This is a genomic window from Streptomyces sp. NPDC006552, from assembly GCF_040611655.1.
GTDB lineage: Bacteria > Actinomycetota > Actinomycetes > Streptomycetales > Streptomycetaceae > Streptomyces.
Genome location: NZ_JBEXOS010000003.1, coordinates 78,305 through 94,915, shown reverse-complemented (window position 1 = coordinate 94,915; position 16,611 = coordinate 78,305). Strand labels below are relative to the sequence as shown.

The following is a 16,611-nucleotide window of genomic DNA, read 5'->3' as shown; positions in this document are numbered from 1 at the left end:
CTAGCTCGAAAGAGACGCACGTGACTGTCAATGACGACTCGTTCACCAATTGGAAGCACCGCGAGGAGACCGCGGAGTCGATGATCCCGATCATCGGGAAGCTGCACCGGGAGCGGGACGTGAACGTCCTGCTGCACAGCCGCTCCTTGGTGAACAAGTCGGTGGTCAGCATTCTCAAGACTCACCGATTCGCCCGGCAGATAGCCGGCGCCGAGCTCTCGGTCACCGAGACGATGCCGTTCCTGCGGGCCCTGAGCACGCTCGACCTCGGCCCCTCCCAGATCGATATCGGCATGCTCGCCGCGACCTACCGCACCGACGGACGCGGCCTGGGCGTCGAGGAGTTCACCGCCGAGGCCGTCGCCGGTGCCATGGGCGCCGCCAAGGTCGAGCGGAGCGCCGGACGCGACGTCGTCCTGTACGGCTTCGGCCGCATCGGCCGGCTCGTCGCCCGGCTGCTCATCGAGAAGGCCGGTTCCGGCAACGGCCTGCGGCTGCGCGCCGTCGTCGTCCGCGGCGGCGGCGAACGAGCCGCCGAGGACATCGTCAAGCGGGCCTCGCTGCTGCGACGCGACTCCATCCACGGCCCGTTCCAGGGCACGATCACCGTCGACGAGGCGAACAGCACCATCGTCGCCAACGGCAACGCCATCAAGGTGATCTACGCGAACGACCCGTCGGAGATCGACTACACCGCGTACGGCATCGCCGACGCGATCCTCATCGACAACACCGGCAAGTGGCGCGACCGCGCGGGCCTCTCCCAGCACCTGCGCCCGGGCATCGACAAGGTCGTCCTGACCGCCCCCGGCAAGGGCGACGTGCCCAACATCGTGCACGGCGTCAACCACGACACGATCAAGCCGGACGAGCAGATCATCTCCTGCGCCTCCTGCACCACGAACGCGATCGTGCCGCCGCTGAAGGCGATGGCCGACGAGTACGGGGTGCTGCGCGGGCACGTCGAGACGGTCCACTCGTTCACCAACGACCAGAACCTGCTGGACAATTACCACCCGGCCGACCGGCGCGGCCGCTCCGCGCCGCTCAACATGGTCATCACCGAGACCGGCGCCGCTTCGGCCGTCGCCAAGGCGCTGCCCGACCTGAAGGCGCCCATCACCGGCAGCTCGATCCGCGTCCCGGTCCCCGACGTCTCCATCGCGATCCTCAGCCTGCGCCTGGGCCGGGAAGCCACCCGCGAGGAGGTCCTGGACCACCTGCGCGACGTGTCGCTCACCTCGCCGCTCAAGCGCCAGATCGACTTCATCAGCGCGCCCGACGCCGTCTCCAGCGACTTCATCGGCTCCCGGCACGCCTCGATCGTCGACGCGGGCGCCACCAAGGTCGACGGCGACAACGCGATCCTCTACCTCTGGTACGACAACGAGTTCGGCTACTCGTGCCAGGTCATCCGCGTCGTCCAGCACGTCTCCGGGGTGGAGTACCCGACCTTCCCGGTCCCGGTCCCGGTCGCCTGACCGAGCGGCCCGGACGGGAGCCCCCGCCCGGGCCGCGGCAGCCGCCGACGGCTCACCCGCGGTGCTGGGGCGGGCCCGCCGCCCGGGAGAGCGCGTCGAGGGTCACCCCCACGACGGCCCGCAGCCGCGCCGGGCCCGCCCCGGCCCGGCTCATGACGGCGAGGGACTGGTTCACGGCGGCCACGTGGTCGGCGAAGGCCCCGGCCTCCTGCCCGGCCAGCCCGCCCGCCGCCAGCGCGGCGCGCAGCCGCGAGCACTGGAACCCCAGCGCCTCCTTCGCGCGGGCCGCGACGGCCGCACTCAGCACCGGGATGGCCATGGCCGACTGGGCGACCAGACAGCCGTCCGGCAGCTCGGGATCGGCGATGCGCGCGAGGGTGACGTCGAAGAACGCGCGGACGGCGGCGTGCGGATCCGCGCCCGCACCCGACAGGGCCTCCGCGTACTTGTCGCCGTAGCGCGCCGCGTAGCGGTCCAGGCAGCGCAGGAAGAGCGTGTCCTTGTCGCCGAGCGAGGCGTAGATGGAACTGCGGTTGAGACCGGTCGCCCGGGACAGATCGTCCAGCGAGGTGTCGGCGTAACCGGCGCGCCAGAACTGGATCATCGCGGCGTCCAGTGCCGCGTCCATGTCGAACTGCTTCTTGCCTGCCACGGGGCACTTCCTTGCCGCTGCGTCGATGTTCCATGCCGATGATCCCTGCCGAGCCGTGCGGTGCCGCACCCCCATCTTGAACCATTCAGTTCAAGAAGTGTTACCGTCCCCGTATGGCCATGTCCCGGAGCAACCCCGTCCCCGAACTACCGCTGCACGACCTGGCGGGCTTCACGCACCACTGGGTCGACGCCGGTGGCGTCCGCCTGCACACGGTCGACGGCGGCCGGCCGGACGGCCCGGCCGTCGTCCTGCTCGCCGGGTTCCCGCAGAGCTGGTGGGCGTGGCGCACGGTCATGCCTGTCCTCGCCGAGCGGTTCCGCGTCGTCGCGGTCGACCTGCCGGGCCAGGGCCACTCCGCGCGCCCGGAGCGCGGCTACGACACGCACACGGTCGCCGAGCAGGTGCACGCCGCCGTACGGGCGCTCGGAGTACCCGCCTACTGGCTGGCCGCCCACGACATCGGCGCCTGGGTCGCCTTCTCCCTCGCGCTGCGCCACGAGAGCGACCTGCACGGGCTCGCCCTGCTCGACGCCGGGATCCCCGGCATCACCCTCCCCGACGCGATCCCCACCGACCCGGAACGCGCCTGGAAGACCTGGCACTTCGCCTTCCACCTCGTGGCCGAGCTGCCCGAGACGCTGCTTACCGGCCGGGAGCGGGAGTACGTCGGCTGGTTCCTGAAGGCGAAGGCCCTCTCTCCCGACACCTTCCAGGACGCCGAACTCGACCACTACGCGGCCGCCGTCGCCGCCGACGGCGGCCTGCGCGCCTGTCTCGCCTACTACCGGGACGCCGCCGAGTCGGCGCGCAAGAACCACGAGGCGCTCCGGCGCCGGCGCCTCACCCTGCCCGTCCTCGGCATCTCCGCCGGCCACGGCTCCGTCCCGGACATGGCGGCCTCCCTCGGCCCCTGGGCCGACGACGTCTCCGGCGTCGTCGTGCCCGACTCCGGCCACTTCATCCCTGACGAGCAGCCCGCCGCCGTCGCCGCCGCGCTGACCGCGTTCGTCCAGGACCATGCGCGCCGCGCGCCGGGAACCGGGAGCCCTCGCACCCGTTGACGAGAAGCGGCCACCTTGACCAGGTGATCTCCGACGGCGCAGGATGTGGGTATGTTCACGCATCGCGTCCACGCATTCGGGTCGGCCACCGTGCCGGACCGATGTGGTTGCGCGCGCAGCGGCTTGTAGCGGACCCGCGTCCCTCGTCGCTTCTTTCCCGTACGTCGCCGCACCGGCCCCTGCCGTGGCCCGCGCGCGTACGGGCTCACCCTCGCGGTCCCCCGACCGCGATCACCGCGCGCCCTTCGGAGAGTCCATATGTCCGTGACGGAAACGTCCCCCTCCACCGCCCCGACCGTTCAGCTGCGCCTCGCCCGCATCCCCGCCGACGGCCTCTACGAGGGGCACCGGCTGCTGCGACGCACCCCCGACGGCTGGCAGGAGCGGCCCTACGAGCACGTCGAGATCGTCCCGCAGGCCGCCACCATCGGCGCCGAGGTCCGCGGCGTCGACCTCGCCCGGCCGCTCCGTGCCGCGGTGCGCGAGGAGCTGAACCGGGCCCTGCTGGAGTGGAAGGTGCTGTTCTTCCGCGGCCAGCACCTCAGCAGCGCGCATCAGCGTGACTTCGCCCGCAACTGGGGCGAGTTGGAGACCAACCCGCTCCTGGAGCGCGGTGACAGCGACGAGGTCGTGCGGTTCGACAAGGGCGCCGGGGCCCCGCCGTCCTTCGAGAACGTGTGGCACACCGACGTCACCTTCCGCGAGCGCCCGGCCATGGGCGCCGTGCTGCAACTGCGCGAGATCCCGCCGTTCGGCGGCGACACCATGTGGGCCGACATGGCGGCCGCGTACGACAACCTGCCGCACGCGGTGCGGGCCCGGATCGACGGCGCCGTCGCCGAGCACGACTTCCTGCCCGGCTTCCGCCGGTTCTACGCTCCCGAGCGGCTCGCCGGACTCCAGGACGCGTTCCCGCCGGTGACCCATCCGGTCGTGCGCCGGCACCCCGAGACCGGGCGGCGCATGCTCTTCGTCAACACCTCGTTCACCACCCGTATCGTCGGCCTGGAGCAGGCCGAGAGTGACCGGCTGCTGCGGCTGCTGTTCCAGCAGGCGCATGTGCCCGAGTTCCAGGTCCGCTTCCGCTGGCAGGCCGGCGACGTCGCGTTCTGGGACAACCGCGCCACGCAGCACTACGCCGTGGCCGACTACGGCGACGCCCGCCGGGTCGCGGAGCGCGTCGCCATCGCGGGGGACCGGCCGTACTGAGGTGCCGGCGCGAGCGGGCGGGCCCCGGCCGGCGGCGGCCGGGATCCCTACGGGACGTACCCTCGGCCCACCGCGGCGATCGAGCGTCCCGCCCACTCCGGGGCCGCTTCCGTGAGGTCGCGCAGGCGGGCCCGGACCGCGTCCGGGAAGGCGGCCGCCCGGCCCGCCTGCTGGTCGACGTGCACGGCGAGCAGCTCGGTCGTCGCCACCGGCGCCGCGTCCGGGCCCGGCTCGGCGGCCTCGTCGGGGACCACGTACATCTCGTGCGTGAACCGGGCCTTCTTCGAGGCGGCGCCCAACACCCGGGTCCGCAGCGCCAGATGGGCCCCCTCGGGCACATCACGCAGATACCGGATGTGGGACTCCACGGTGTAGAGCGAGCAGCCCGACGCCTCGCGGTAGCCGGAGTCCAGCCCCACCTCGATCATCAGGGCGTCGGTGGCGTGCCCGAAGGCCAGCACGTAGAACGCCTCGCTCATATGGCCGTTGTAGTCGATCCACTCGGGGCGGACGCTGCGGTGCAGCAGCGCGATCCCGGTCATTTCCCGTCTCCCAGCCGGCCCGTGGCGCGCAGGACGTCGATGACCCCCTGGTCGCGTTCGGCCACCAGCTCGGCGATGGTGCGCCCGTCCGCCGCCTCGTCGCATCCGGCGACCACCGCGTCGTACAACTCCCGGTCCAGTTCGGGTGCTTCGAGGCGGGTCCAGGGCGCCTTCAGGGACGGACCGAAGTGGTCCAGCATGTGCGCCATGCCGCCCTCGCCGCCCGCGAGCGCGAAGGTGAGCATCGGACCCATGACCGCCCAGCGCAGCCCGGGCCCGTCGGTGATCGAGGCGTCGATGTCCTTCACCGTCGCCTCGCCGTGGGCGACCATGTGCAACGCCTCGCGCCACAGGGCCTCTTGGAGCCGGTTCGCGATGAAGCCCGGCACCTCGCGGTCCATGGTGATGACCGACTTGCCCGCGACCTCGTAGAAACGGGCCGCCCACGCGGTGGCCGCCCCTGCCGTGTGCTCGCCGCCGACGACCTCGACCAGCGGGATCAGGTACGGCGGGTTGAACGGGTGCCCGACGACCAGACGCGCCGGGTCCACGGCCGTCGTCTGCATGTCCGTCATCGGGTAACCGGACGTCGACGAGGCGATGACCGTGCCCGGCGGCGTCGCCGCGTCCAGGCGGGCCAGCAGGTCGCGCTTGAGATCGAGCTTCTCCGGAGCGCTCTCCTGCACGAACTGGGCGTCGGCCACGGCCAGTCCCAGTGTCGGCGTCACCGTGAGGCGGTCGCGGGACGCGCCGGCGGCGAGCCCCAGCGAGGTGAGCGCGGGCCAGGCCGCGTCGACCAGGCGGCGCAGCTTCGCCTCGGCGCCGGGCGCCGGGTCCCACGCCGTCACGTCGTAGCCGCGGGCCAGGAAGTGGGCGACCCAGCCGCCCCCGATGACACCGGCGCCGACGCAGGCCACGCGGCGGACGTCCTCGGGGGAGACGGCGGGGGTGAAAGCGGGCAGGGGGGCCGGGTCGGGTGCGGAGGAGGTCATCAGCGGTCCGCCTTCCGCAGGCCGAGCAACTCGCGTGCCTCGTCCGGGGTCGCGACGCGGGCGCCGATCGACTCGGTGATGGTGACGGCCCGCTCGACGAGCTGGGCGTTGGTCACCTTGTTGCCCTTGCCGAGGTACAGATTGTCCTCCAGGCCCACCCGGACGTGGCCGCCCAGCAGGATCGACTGCGCCACCCACGGCATCTGCATCCGGCCGAGCGAGAAACTCGCCCAACGAGCGCCGTCGGGCAGCATGTTGACCATCGACTGGAGGACGCCGGGATCGGCTGGAGCGCCCCAGGGGATGCCCATGCAGAGCTGGAAGACGGTCGGGTCGTCGAGCAGTCCCTCGGCCAGCAGCTGCTTGGCGAACCAGAGCTGGCCGGTGTCGAAGATCTCCAACTCGGGCCGCACACCGAGCTGCTGGATGCGGCGGGCGCCCGCGCGCAGCATGTCCGGCGTGGAGACGTACAGGTTCGAGCCGTCACCGAAGTTCAGGGAGCCGCAGTCGAGCGTGCAGATGTCGGGGAGCAACTCCTCGACGTGCGGGAGGCGGTCGAGGCCGCCGACCAGATCGGTGCCGGGCAGGTGGGTCAGCGGCTCGTCCGGGTCGAGGACGAGGTCGCCGCCCATCCCGGCGGTGAGGTTGATGACGACGTCGGTCCCGGTCTCCTTGACCCGTTCGACGACCTCGCGGTAGAGCCGCGGATCGCGCGACGGCGCGCCGGACTCGGGGTCGCGGACGTGGATGTGGACGACGGCCGCGCCCGCCTGCGCGGCCTGCACGGCGCTGCGGGCTATCTGCTCCGGCGCCACGGGGACGTGCGGACTCTTGCGCACGGTGTCTCCGGCGCCGGTCAGGGCGCAGGTGATGATGACGTTCTCGGTGAAGGGCATGGAGCCTCCCGGAATCGGCCCTCCGGCGGTGACGAGCGGGGTCCGGAGCGGAGCCCCGCGGCCCTCGCGCCGGTGGGGGTGGGGTGGTGGGTGGTGCGGTGCGGGTCTCTCGTCGCGGGCTGACCGCGCCCGCGGTCCGCGCGGAAGACGGTCCTACGGGGAGGTCAGGAGCGTGGTGCGCACGTGCGCGGCCAGGGCGGACCGCATGGCGTCGGCGTCGGTGCCCGACGCCAGCACCTGTGTGGCCAGGCCGTCGATCAGCGCCGTCAGGGTCAGCGCCTGCGCCTGCGGGTCGGCGCTCGCGCGGAACACGCCCTGCGCGACGCCTCTGCGGACGACGTCGGCGACGGTCTCCCGCCACTGCCGGTAGTACTCGGCGTGCAGCCGCCCCACCGTGGTGGAGCGCGCGGCCTCGGCCCACAGGTCGAGCCAGACCGCCCACTGGCGGCGCTGCTGTTCGGTGCGCGGCGTCTGCAAGGCGATGAGCTGGTCCAGCTCCGCGACCGCGTCGTCCGCCGAGGCGAGCAGGGCGGCGCGGCGCGCGGTGTCCTCGTCCATGCACCAGCGCACCGCCGCCTCCAACAGGTCGGCGCGGCCCGGGAAGTGGTAGTGGATCGCGGCGGAGCTGGTGGCGCAGGCGCGGGCGATGTCGGCGACCCGCACGGCGTGGAAACCGTGCTCGGCGATGAGCCGGACCGTCTCCCGGACGATCTGCAGTGGACGCCCGCCCTCGACGGGGGCGGCGACGGCCGGCGGCTGCTCGCGGGGCCGCGCCCCGAGCAGCCGTCCGACGTCGACCCGCCCCTCGTCGGCGATCCGCGCCAGCTCGGCGGCCGTGAACCGGCGGGTGCCGCTCAGCGAACGCGAGAGCTTCGAGGGATCCATGACGATGCGGCGCGCGAACTCGCGCTGGCTGACCCCCGCGGCCGCGATGACCTCACGGACGCGGGCGGCGGTGTCGGCGCTCGGGGCGCCGGGGACGTCGTCGGTTTCCACGGCCCCGACCCTAACCACGCATTGAGAAGAACTCAACACTGCACCGCACAACTCCTTGCTCAGAGGGCTGTTGTGCTCCTGACTTGCTCATCAGTCAGGAGCGCAACACCCGTCCCGCCCACCTCTCCGGTACCTCCCGGCACGCGGACCGCTGCACGAACGCCGTAGGAGCCCCGACTGCCGTGGCCGACCACGGCATCGAGCCCGTCCCGAGGGGGCGCCGGCTCCCGCGCGCCCGGAGCGCACCGAACTCACCGCGGCCCCACCGCCGTACCCCGCGGTCCCCCGAATGGCTTACGGTGTGGCGGGTGGACAGTCAGGGGAAGCGGGCGGTTCGGCTGCGCCTGACCGGGGCCGCCGCTGCCGCCGTGGTGTCGGGCGCGACGGGCTCATGGGCGTACGCGCGAGCGGGCGCGTCCGCGGACGAGCTGGTGCGCGATCTCGCCGTCGGCTGGGCGTTCGTGGTCGCCGGGCTGATGGCGTGGCGGCGCAGGCCCGCCAACCACACCGGCCGCCTCATGGTGTTCTGCGGCATCACCTGGTTCCTCGGGAACCTGCAAGGCACCGCGATCCCGGTGCTGTTCACGGTCGGTGCCTGGTGGGAGGCGCTGAACATGGCCGTCCTCCTGCACCTCGTCCTCTCCTTCCCCGAAGGACGCCTCACCACGGTCCTCACCCGGCGGCTGACACAGTTCGCCTACGGGCTCGTCGCCGTCGGCGGTCTGCTGCGCACCTTCCTCTTCGATCCGGCGACCGACACCGGAGCGACCTACCTGGACTGTGCCGCCTGCGGTCCCAACCTCTTCTACGTCCCGGCCTGGCACGGCCTGTTCGACACCTTCGACGCCGTCTACCACGGCACCGGATGGGCGGTCTCCGTGGTCGCCGCCGGCGCGATCGTGCTGCGCTGGCGGCACGCGTCGGCCGCGCGCAGACGCGCACTGCTTCCCGCCTGGATCGGCATCGGCGTCGCTGTCGTCTTCCTGATGGGGGACATGCTGTTCTACGTCGTTCCGTGGTTCGGCGAGGTCGGCTCGCTCGGCGAACAGGCCGTGTACCTCTGCGCCGACCTCGCCCAGGTCGGCGTCCCCTTCGCCTTCCTCTTCGGCCTGCTCCGCATGCGTCTGCAGCGGGCCGAGGTCAGTGGCCTCGTCATCGACGTCGGCACGGACCCCGACCCGTCCCGGGTCCGCGAGGCGCTGGTGCGCGTCCTCGGCGACCCGACGCTGCGGCTCGGCCTGTGGCGCGAGGAGCGCCGCGCCTACATCGACGGAGCGGGCCGCGAGGTCAGCCCCGAGGGGCCCGGCCGGACCCGGGTGCACGCCGCCGACGGCCGCCCGCTGGCCCTGCTCCACCACGACCCGGCCCTCCTCGAGGACCCCGAGCTGCTGGAGGCCGTCGCCGCGGCGCTGCGGCTCGCCCTGGAGAACGTCTGGCTGCGCACCCGCGCCAAGGACGTCGCCACCCGCATCGTCCAGGCCGCCGACGCCGAACGCGGCCGGCTCGAACGGAACCTGCACGACGGGGCACAGGCCCGCCTGGTCTTCGCCCTCATGGCCGTCCGGCGAGTCCAGCGGGGCCTCGCCGACCACCCCGACGAGCGGCTGCGCGGCGCGGCGGAGGAGGCCGAGTCGAGCCTGCGCCTGGCCATCGCGGAGCTGCGCGGCATCGCCCACGGCATCCATCCGGCCGTGCTCACCCGGGAGGGGCTCGGGCCCGCGCTCACCGCGCTGGCGCGGGAGGCCGCGCTGCCGGTCGTCGTCGCGGCCGAGACCCGGCGCTACGACACGCTCGTCGAGACCACCGCCTACTTCACCGTCTGCGAGGCGCTGTCCAACGCGGCCAAGCACGCCGGGGCCCGCGCCGTCAGCGTCTCGGCGCGCCACCAGGACGGCCGGCTCGTCATCGAGACCGTCGACGACGGGGTCGGCGGCGCCGACACCGCCCGCGGCACGGGGCTGCGCGGCCTCGCCGACCGGCTCGCCGCCGTCGACGGCGTACTGCACATACACAGTCCCGCCGGTGGCGGGACCCGGATCAGGGCGGAGCTTCCGTGCGGGTGATCGTGGCCGAGGACTCGGCACTGCTGCGACAGGGCATCGTGCGGCTCCTCACCGACGAGGGCATCGAGGTGGTCGCCGAGTGCGCGGACACCGCGCCGCTGCTCGCGCTCGTCGCCCGGCACGCGCCGGACGCCGTGCTGCTGGACATCCGGATGCCGCCCACCCACACCGACGAGGGGCTGGTCGCGGCGGCCGCGATCCGCGCCGCCCATCCGGGGACCGGTGTCCTGCTGCTCTCCCAGTACGTGGAGACGTCGGACACGGTGCGGGCCCTGGCCGAGCGGCCGGAGGGGTTCGGCTACCTCCTCAAGGAACGCGTCGCCGACATCGACGAGCTGCACGCCGCCCTCAAGCGGGTGGCCGCGGGGGAGACCGTGCTCGACCCGCTGGTGGTGGCCCGGCTGATGGACGCGCCGCGGGCGGCGGGTCCGCTGGACGAGCTGACCGGCAGGGAGCGCGACGTTCTCACGCTCATGGCCGAGGGCCACTCGAACGAGGCCATCGCCCAGCGCCTCGTCATCGGCGGCAAGACCGTCGAGACGCATGTGCGCAACATCTTCGGCAAACTGCGCCTGGAGCCCGACCTGCTGGAGCACCGGCGGGTCATGGCCGTACTCACGTATCTGCGCGGGTGAAGCTCCCGCGGTACGCGCAAGAGGTTCCGGCTGTCCGCTCCGGAGACGACGTCGTCCCCCGTTTTCCCCCGTGGTCCCCCGTACATCGTCTGCGGAGCGGTGCCGGACCCCCAATGTAGGCAGGGCGCGGGGGGCGGGACATCAGGGTCAGCCCTGAGATGTGGAGCCGCGGCTCTCTCTTCGATCGCCGCATGTCCCCATTTGATCGCCGCAAACCTGCCGGGGGGCTCGCGCTCCGGGGCCCGGGTGATTTCGCCGGGCGCCCCTTCCCAGCTGCCGGGGCCCAGGTCTATAGTCCAAAACTAGCAGTGCTAATTAACCGCTGTCCTTGGAGCTGACCGTGCGCCCCGTTCACTTCGCCGCCGCCCGCCGCACCCCGATCGGGAAGCTCCGCGGGGCCCTGTCCGGCATCCGCCCCGACGACCTCGCGGCGACGGTGATGCGGGGCCTGCTGGCGGACGCGCCCACGCTCGACCCGGCCCGCGTCGACGACATCTACTGGGGCGCCGCCAACCAGGCCGGCGAGGACAACCGCAACGTCGCCCGGATGGCGGCCCTCCTCGCGGGCCTGCCCGAGACGGTGCCGGGCGCGACCGTGAACCGGCTCTGCGCCTCCGGCCTGGAGGCCGTCACCACCGCCGCGCGCACCATTGCCGCCGGTGAGGCCGACATCGTGCTCGCCGGCGGCTCCGAGTCCATGAGCCGCGCCCCCTTCGTGCTGCCCCGCCCGGACGACGCGCTGCCGCACACGATGCAGACCTACGACACACGCCTGGGCTGGCGGCTGGTCAACCCCGCGATGCAGAAGCTGCACGGCGTCCTCGCGATGGGGGAGACCGCCGAGGAGGTCGCGGACCGGTACGGGGTCGCGCGCGAGCGGCAGGACGCGTTCGCACTCCGCAGCCACCAGCGGGCCGCCGCCGCCCGCGAGAGCGGCCTCTTCGACGCCGAACTCCTCCCGGTCACACGGCCCGACGGGGTCGTCGTCGATGCCGACGAGTGCATCCGCCCGGACACCTCCCTGGAGAAGCTGGGCGGCCTCAAGCCCGTGTTCCGCGCGGGCGGCACGGTCACGGCGGGCAACGCGTCCCCGATGAATGACGGTGCGGCCGGCCTGCTCCTCGTCTCCGAGGAGGCCCTGAACGACCTGGGGCTGCACTCCCTCGGCCGCTACGTCGCCGGGGCCTCGGCCGGTGTCCACCCCGACGTCATGGGCATCGGCCCGGTGCCCGCCACGCGCAAGGCGCTCGACCGCGTGGGCTGGTCCCTCGACACCGTCGAGGAGGCCGAGTTCAACGAGGCCTTCGCCGCGCAGGCGCTCGCCTGCGTCGACACCCTCGGCATCGACCCCGACCTCGTCAACCCGACCGGCGGCGCCATCGCCCTCGGCCACCCGCTCGGCTGTTCCGGCGCCCGCATCCTCACCACGCTGCTGCACCGGCTGCGCCGCACCGGTGCCGCCCGGGGCCTCGCCACCATGTGCGTCGGCGTCGGGCAGGGCAGCGCCGTGCTCGTCGAGCGCGCCTGAACCCCGGCAGCAGACAGAGCCGCCCGGCCCGGAGCCGCACCAGCAGTCAGTACCGAACGGAGCACCACCCCTCATGGCAACCCTTTCCCTCGCCGCGATCCTCGCCGAGTCCGCCCGCCGCCGCCCCCACAAGGTGGGCCTGGTGGAGGGCGAACTGCGCCTCACCTTCGCGCAGTTGTGGCTCCAGGCCCGCAAGCAGGCCGCGGCCCTGACCGGCCTCGGCGTCCGGCCGGGGGACCGGATCGCCCTGATGGCGCCCAACACCGCCGAGTTCCCGCGCGCCTACTACGCGACGCTCGCCGCGGGCGGGGTCGTCGTCCCCGTCCACCTGCTCCTGTCGGCCGAAGAGGTGCGGCACGTCCTGACGGACAGCGGCGCGACCCTGCTGCTGTGCCACCCGGCGCAGGCCGAGACCGGCGCGGCCGCGGCGCGGGCCGCGGGGGTGCGCATGGTGACCCTGGGCGCGGGGGGCGAGCTGGAACAGCTCACCGCGGCGAGCGAACCGCTGCCGGCCTACGTCACCCGCGACGCGGACGACCCGGCCGTCGTCTTCTACACCAGCGGCACCACCGGCGTCCCCAAGGGCGCCGAGCTGAGCCACTTCAACCTCGTGATGAACGCGACGGTCAGCGCCTTCGACGCCAACGACGTGCACGCCGACGACGTCGCGCTCGGCGCGCTGCCGCTCTTCCACGCGTTCGGCCAGACCGTCTCGATGAACGCGACCTGGCGCGCGGGCGCGACGCTCGTCCTGCTGCCCCGCTTCCATGCGGCTCGCGCACTGGAGCTGATGGTCGCCGAGAACGTCAACACGTTCCACGGCGTCCCCACGATGTACGTGAACCTGCTCGCGGCGGCGCCCGAGGCGGAACAGCTGCCGCGGCTGAGCCTGTGCATCTCGGGCGGCGCCTCGCTCCCCGTAGCCGTCCTGGAGGGCTTCGAGCAGGCCTTCGGTGCCACCGTCTACGAGGGGTACGGCCTCTCCGAGACCTCCCCGGCCGCCGCCGCCAACCAGCCCGTCTTCGGCGCCCGCCCGGGCACCATCGGCCAGCCGCTGTGGGGCGTCGACGTGGAGATCGCGCGCGCCGAGACCGAGGACCGCGTCGAGCTGCTGCCGACGGGCGAACTCGGCGAGGTCGTCGTGCGCGGCCACTGCGTCTTCACCGGCTACCTGGGCCGCCCCGAGGCGACCGCGGAGGCCCTCGTCGACGGCTGGTTCCGCACCGGCGACCTCGGCACCAAGGACGCGGACGGCTACCTGCGCATCGTCGACCGCAAGAAGGACATCGTCATCCGCGGCGGCTACAACGTGTACCCGCGCGAGGTCGAGGAGGTCCTCATGCGCCACCCCGGCGTCGCCAACGCGGCGGTCATCGGCCTGCCCGACGCCGTGCACGGCGAGGAGGTCTGCGCGGTGGTCGTCCCGAAGCCCGGCGCCTGCCTGGACGCGGCCGGACTCACCGCCTGGTCCAAGGAGCACCTCGGCAAGCACAAGTACCCGCGCCGCATCGAGTTCACGGAGCAACTGCCGCTCGGCCCCAGCATGAAGGTCCTCAAGCGTGAGCTGCGGGCCACGTATGCGGACCGCCCCGGGCCCGCGTAGCGCGTATCACCATGCGGCGGCGGTGACGCGGCGCGGACCGGCGGGTCTACCATCGGCCCGCCATGCACCACATTTTCGGGATCACGCCGTGGGCGTTCGCCGCGCTGGCCGCCGCGGCGCTGCTGGTGGGCTTCTCCAAGACCGCCGTCAGCGGCGCCAACACGGTCAGCCTCGCCGTCTTCGCCGCGGTCCTGCCCGCCCGCGCCTCCACCGGCGTCCTGCTGCCGATCCTGATCTTCGGCGACGTCCTCGCCGTCCTCACCTACCGGCGCCACGCCCACTGGCCCACGCTGTGGCGGCTGTTCCCCGCCGTCGCCGCGGGAGTGGTGCTCGGCACGGCGTTCCTCGCCGTCGCGGGCGACGGCGCCGTCCGGTCCTCCATCGGCGCGATCCTGCTGCTGATGGCCGGCGTCACCCTCTGGCGGCGCCGCCGGGGTGAGTCCCCCGAGGCGGCGGACACGGGGACGCGCGCCGCCCGCGTCAAAGCCGGCTCCTACGGGGTGCTCGGCGGGTTCACCACCATGGTGGCGAACGCGGGCGGACCCGTGATGTCGCTCTACCTGCTCTCCGCGGGCTTCCGGAAACTGGGCTTCCTCGGCACCTCCGCCTGGTTCTTCCTCATCGTGAACTCCGCGAAGGTGCCGTTCAGCGTCGGTCTCGGCCTCATCGACGGGCACTCCCTGCTTCTGGACGCCGCCCTCGTCGCCTTCGTCGTACCCGGCGCGCTGATCGGCAAATGGGCTGTGAACCGCATCAACCAGCGCCTCTTCGAACGCCTCGTCATCGCGGCCACGATCCTGGGCGGCCTGCAGCTCCTCCTGCGCTGACCCCCGGCGGGCCGCCTACGCAGGGCTGAGCGTGCGGTCCGAACCCGGCTGGTGCGGCAGCCCCTGCTCCAGGTCCTCGGCGAGCAGCCGCTTCGCGATCGTGTCGACCGCCGCCCGCAGGTCCTCGCCCGCGGGACGCCCCAGATCCGCCTCGACCTTCCCGGCCAGCCACTCGCCCCACGCGTGGTTGATCACCTCGGCCTCCCGGCGCCCCGCAGCCGTGTGCGAGAAGTACGTCCCCGTACGCGACAGGTAGCCCTCGTCCACCATGCGCTGGAAGACCGGCACCAGGACCTCCGGCGGCAGCATGCGGCGCGCCGCGATCATGCCGAGGCTCGCGTGCCCGACCATCCGCGTGAAGAACTCCACCTGCATCACCGCCCACGCCCCGGCGATGTCGAGCCGGGTGTCGGACTCGTCGAGGATGCGCCGCGCGGTCCGCAGGTCGGTTGATTTCACGATGGAGCCGACGGTCCGCTGCAACAGGTGCGCGGGGTCCCCGGTGGTGGGCTGCGCGAAGCCCTCGCCCATGTCCGAGGAGCCCATCCGGGCGCTGTCCCGCAGCTGCACCTGCTTGAGGAAGAGCGCGACGACGAACCCGATCAGCGCCACCGGCACCGTGCACAGGAAGACCGTGTGCAGCGAGTCCGCGTACGCCTCCACGATCGGGCCCCGCGCGGCCGGAGGCAGCGCGTGCAGCCCCTGCGGGTTCTGCGCGGCCTTCGCGAGGGCCGCCGCGTCGGTCCCGGTCCCGGCACGGGCGGCCTCGGCCACCCCGTCGGAGAGCCGGGGCTTGAGCGTGTTGGCGTAGATCGTCCCGAAGACGGCCGTCCCGAAGGAGCTGCCGAGCGTACGGAAGAAGGTGACGCCCGACGTCGCCGTACCCAGGTCCGCGTAGTCCACGGTGTTCTGCACGGCGATGGTCAGCACCTGCATGCACAGCCCGATACCGGCACCGAGGACGAACATGTAGAGCGACTCCAGCCAGACCCCCGCATCGCTGCCCATCAGAGACAGCAGGTACAGGCCGAGCGCCATGACGAGCGAGCCCACGATCGGGAAGAAGCGGTACTTTCCGGTCTTGCTGACCACGTTGCCGGAGAAGACCGACGCGATCAGCAGGCCGATCACCATGGGCAGCGTCCGCACGCCCGAGATCGTGGCGGAGTCCCCGTCCACGTACTGCAGGTACGTCGGCAGGAACGTCATCGCGCCCAGCATCGCGAAGCCCACCACGAAGCTGAGGACCGAGCAGACGGTGAAGACGGGGTTGGCGAAGAGGCGCATCGGCAGCATCGGTTCGGCCGCGCGCGACTCCACGACGCAGAACAGGCCGAGCGCGATGACTCCGCCCACGAACAGGCCGATGATGACGGCCGAGCCCCACGCGTACTCGTTGCCGCCCCAGCTCGTCGCGAGGATCAGGGCGCTCGCGCCGACCGCGACCAGCGCGATGCCCAGATAGTCGATGACCGGCCGGGTCGCGGACTTCACCACCGGGATGGTGCGGGCCGCGGCGATCACCACGACGATCGCGATCGGCACGTTGACATAGAAGGCCCAGCGCCAGGTCAGGTGGTCCGTGAAGAGGCCGCCCAGGAGCGGCCCGATGACCGTGGCCACACCGAAGACGGCCCCGATCGCGCCCTGGTACTTGCCGCGCTCACGCAGCGGGATGACGTCCGCGATCAGCGCCATCGCCGTCACCATCAGACCGCCCGCGCCGATGCCCTGCATCGCCCGCCAGGCGATCAGCAGCGTCATGTTGCCCGCGAGGCCGCACAGGAACGAACCGGTGATGAAGACGATCGCCGAGACCTGGAAGACCACCTTGCGCCCGAACAGGTCACCGAACTTCCCGACCAGCACCGTGGCGACGGTCTCCGCCAGCAGGTACGCCGTCACCACCCAGGACATGTGCGCCGCGCCGCCCAGGTCCGAGACGATCGTCGGCAGGGCCGTACCGACGATCGTCTGGTCGAGAGCGGCGAGCAGCATGCCCAGCATGATCGTGACGAAGACGACGTTGCGGCGGCGCTTGTCCAGGAACGGCTGGTCCGGGGTCCCGGCGGTGGGCTGGGGGGTATCCGTGGCTGTCACCTCTGCAGGGTCCGCCGGGGCGG

14 protein-coding genes are annotated in these 16,611 nt (G+C 72.7%); 8 read left to right on the top strand and 6 right to left on the bottom strand.

Going from position 1 to position 16,611, the window contains the following annotated elements; translation table 11 throughout:
- Positions 1 to 20 precede the first annotated feature (20 nt).
- Positions 21 to 1,481, top strand: a complete 1,461-nt coding sequence (locus tag ABZY33_RS02900; protein ID WP_356489660.1) for a glyceraldehyde-3-phosphate dehydrogenase — start codon at positions 21 to 23, stop codon at positions 1,479 to 1,481.
- Between the two features lie 52 nt (positions 1,482 to 1,533).
- On the opposite strand, the gene ABZY33_RS02895 is transcribed toward ABZY33_RS02900, so the two are convergent.
- On the bottom strand, positions 1,534 to 2,133 hold the full coding sequence (locus ABZY33_RS02895) for a TetR/AcrR family transcriptional regulator (protein ID WP_356489659.1): 600 nt from the start codon (positions 2,131 to 2,133) through the stop codon (positions 1,534 to 1,536).
- 113 nt (positions 2,134 to 2,246) lie between these two features.
- On the opposite strand from ABZY33_RS02895, the gene ABZY33_RS02890 reads away from it, so the two are divergent.
- Entirely contained in the window at positions 2,247 to 3,197 is a 951-nt protein-coding gene (locus tag ABZY33_RS02890) for an alpha/beta hydrolase (RefSeq protein ID WP_356489658.1), read from the top strand.
- Positions 3,198 to 3,455: 258 nt separating this feature from the next.
- Entirely contained in the window at positions 3,456 to 4,406 is a 951-nt protein-coding gene (locus tag ABZY33_RS02885) for a TauD/TfdA family dioxygenase (protein WP_356489657.1), read from the top strand.
- 47 nt (positions 4,407 to 4,453) lie between these two features.
- Here the strand turns inward: ABZY33_RS02885 and ABZY33_RS02880 are convergent, their stop codons facing one another.
- From ABZY33_RS02880 to ABZY33_RS02865, 4 genes are all read right to left on the bottom strand, one after another.
- Positions 4,454 to 4,948: a thioesterase family protein gene (locus ABZY33_RS02880; RefSeq protein ID WP_356489656.1), complete on the bottom strand. Its 495-nt coding sequence runs from the start codon at positions 4,946 to 4,948 to the stop codon at positions 4,454 to 4,456.
- On the bottom strand, positions 4,945 to 5,940 hold the full coding sequence (locus ABZY33_RS02875) for a 3-hydroxyacyl-CoA dehydrogenase NAD-binding domain-containing protein (protein ID WP_356489655.1): 996 nt from the start codon (positions 5,938 to 5,940) through the stop codon (positions 4,945 to 4,947). Before ABZY33_RS02875 ends, ABZY33_RS02880 begins: the two co-directional genes overlap by 4 nt.
- The gene (locus tag ABZY33_RS02870) at positions 5,940 to 6,836 is read right to left on the bottom strand and encodes a 3-keto-5-aminohexanoate cleavage protein (protein WP_356489654.1); all 897 of its coding nucleotides are present in this window, start codon (positions 6,834 to 6,836) and stop codon (positions 5,940 to 5,942) included. Before ABZY33_RS02870 ends, ABZY33_RS02875 begins: the two co-directional genes overlap by 1 nt.
- A gap of 153 nt (positions 6,837 to 6,989) precedes the next feature.
- Positions 6,990 to 7,832 (bottom strand): TetR/AcrR family transcriptional regulator, encoded by an 843-nt coding sequence (locus ABZY33_RS02865; protein WP_356489653.1) that lies wholly within the window; start codon positions 7,830 to 7,832, stop codon positions 6,990 to 6,992.
- A 308-nt stretch (positions 7,833 to 8,140) separates the two neighbouring features.
- Here ABZY33_RS02865 and ABZY33_RS02860 point away from each other — a divergent pair, with 308 nt between their 5' ends.
- The 5 genes from ABZY33_RS02860 to ABZY33_RS02840 all read left to right on the top strand — a co-directional run bounded on the left by ABZY33_RS02860 (position 8,141) and on the right by ABZY33_RS02840 (position 14,488).
- A complete protein-coding gene (locus ABZY33_RS02860) occupies positions 8,141 to 9,895 on the top strand; it encodes a histidine kinase (RefSeq protein WP_356489652.1) in 1,755 nt (584 codons plus the stop codon).
- A complete protein-coding gene (locus ABZY33_RS02855; protein ID WP_356489778.1) occupies positions 9,892 to 10,530 on the top strand; it encodes a response regulator transcription factor in 639 nt (212 codons plus the stop codon). The genes ABZY33_RS02860 and ABZY33_RS02855 overlap by 4 nt, the downstream gene beginning before the upstream one ends.
- Positions 10,531 to 10,870: 340 nt before the next feature.
- On the top strand, positions 10,871 to 12,058 hold the full coding sequence (locus tag ABZY33_RS02850) for an acetyl-CoA C-acyltransferase (protein WP_356489651.1): 1,188 nt from the start codon (positions 10,871 to 10,873) through the stop codon (positions 12,056 to 12,058).
- Between the two features lie 73 nt (positions 12,059 to 12,131).
- Positions 12,132 to 13,661, top strand: coding sequence for a long-chain fatty acid--CoA ligase (locus ABZY33_RS02845; RefSeq protein WP_356489650.1), 1,530 nt, complete (start codon positions 12,132 to 12,134; stop codon positions 13,659 to 13,661).
- Between the two features lie 62 nt (positions 13,662 to 13,723).
- Entirely contained in the window at positions 13,724 to 14,488 is a 765-nt protein-coding gene (locus tag ABZY33_RS02840; protein WP_356489649.1) for a sulfite exporter TauE/SafE family protein, read from the top strand.
- A 15-nt stretch (positions 14,489 to 14,503) separates the two neighbouring features.
- On the opposite strand, the gene ABZY33_RS02835 is transcribed toward ABZY33_RS02840, so the two are convergent.
- The gene (locus tag ABZY33_RS02835; protein ID WP_356489648.1) at positions 14,504 to 16,588 is read right to left on the bottom strand and encodes an MDR family MFS transporter; all 2,085 of its coding nucleotides are present in this window, start codon (positions 16,586 to 16,588) and stop codon (positions 14,504 to 14,506) included.
- Positions 16,589 to 16,611: the final 23 nt, after the last annotated feature.

What these genes read in the sequence shown, in the direction of transcription:
- ABZY33_RS02870 (WP_356489654.1), bottom strand. Translation starts at nt 6,836, where the DNA reads ATGCCCTTCACCGAGAACGTCATCATCACCTGCGCCCTGACCGGCGCC.
- ABZY33_RS02880 (WP_356489656.1), bottom strand. Translation starts at nt 4,948, where the DNA reads ATGACCGGGATCGCGCTGCTGCACCGCAGCGTCCGCCCCGAGTGGATC.
- ABZY33_RS02875 (WP_356489655.1), bottom strand. Translation starts at nt 5,940, where the DNA reads ATGACCTCCTCCGCACCCGACCCGGCCCCCCTGCCCGCTTTCACCCCC.
- ABZY33_RS02890 (WP_356489658.1), top strand. Translation starts at nt 2,247, where the DNA reads ATGGCCATGTCCCGGAGCAACCCCGTCCCCGAACTACCGCTGCACGAC.
- ABZY33_RS02885 (WP_356489657.1), top strand. Translation starts at nt 3,456, where the DNA reads ATGTCCGTGACGGAAACGTCCCCCTCCACCGCCCCGACCGTTCAGCTG.
- ABZY33_RS02845 (WP_356489650.1), top strand. Translation starts at nt 12,132, where the DNA reads ATGGCAACCCTTTCCCTCGCCGCGATCCTCGCCGAGTCCGCCCGCCGC.
- ABZY33_RS02840 (WP_356489649.1), top strand. Translation starts at nt 13,724, where the DNA reads ATGCACCACATTTTCGGGATCACGCCGTGGGCGTTCGCCGCGCTGGCC.